Below are 404 nucleotides of genomic sequence, written 5' to 3' on the forward strand. Positions count from 1 at the left end.
AGATTTCAAAAGAAGTTGGGATACCTCCTCTGCATATAGATTCTATTCTCTGGCCTGTTTTAGGAGGAGAAGAGGAAGTAAAGAAACGGCTTAAAGAGCACTGTGAAAAAGCCGAGTTAGTTTTAAGACTCTCTTCTTTGTGAGAGATTTTTCCCAGAAAATGTAGAATTTCGGAGAATAATAGGGATTTTTACACAACATTATATTCGAAATTTTGCTATGTAGCTATTATTGGACAAACCAAAAATTTTATATATTCGAACTACACTAGTTTCATATGAAAGTAATTATGAGGTGATGGAAATGGTAGTTATTGGAGAAAAGTTTCCAGAAGTGGAAGTGAAAACAACCCATGGAGTGATAACGCTTCCCGACTACTTTGTTGAAAAGGGCAAGTGGTTTGT

Annotated in this window: 1 protein-coding gene and 1 pseudogene; both read left to right on the forward strand. The window is 35.4% G+C overall.

Going from position 1 to position 404, the window contains the following annotated elements; translation table 11 throughout:
- Positions 1–143 (forward strand): N-glycosylase/DNA lyase (locus E3E37_RS11340; protein WP_167717457.1); only part of this gene is annotated, 143 nt, incomplete at its 5' end.
- A gap of 160 nt (positions 144–303) precedes the next feature.
- Positions 304–404, forward strand: a pseudogene (locus E3E37_RS11345) (peroxiredoxin); the annotation flags it as partial.

Origin of the sequence: Thermococcus sp. ES12, assembly GCF_012027515.1 — an archaeon.
Lineage (GTDB): Archaea > Methanobacteriota_B > Thermococci > Thermococcales > Thermococcaceae > Thermococcus > Thermococcus barossii.